At 41.3% G+C, this 310-nt stretch carries 1 pseudogene; it reads right to left on the bottom strand.

What is annotated here, in order from left to right:
* Window positions 1-310: pseudogene (locus BTV99_RS13065) on the bottom strand (hypothetical protein); the annotation flags it as partial.

The raw sequence follows: 310 nt of genomic DNA, 5'->3' as shown, positions 1-310 counted from the left end.
CGGTACAGCTCTTGATAGTCGCCAAAACTATCATCACAGCAAGTTACTTCTGGCTGCATGCTTAACCATTGTTTTAATTTACGGACATTGCCTTGAGCAAACTGATCTAAGACCTCTGACAGTGGCAACTGTTTTTGAGCGACGACATACAGTCTTTTCACATCACTTAACGAGTTACTAGCGACAGTCGTCCAAAATAGTGCCAATAAAGTCATTTTTTGACCATCGTCACTGAGATATTCAGCAGATAGTCCTGTAATAACACCTTTATCGCGCTTACTTTTTACCTTAGTGTTGATACCATCGTGCG

It is taken from the genome of Psychrobacter sp. Rd 27.2 (assembly GCF_001921755.1).
Taxonomy (GTDB): Bacteria; Pseudomonadota; Gammaproteobacteria; order Pseudomonadales; family Moraxellaceae; genus Psychrobacter; species Psychrobacter celer.
Note: the sequence above shows the minus strand (reverse complement) of the source record. Positions and strands in the feature narration are given on the sequence as shown.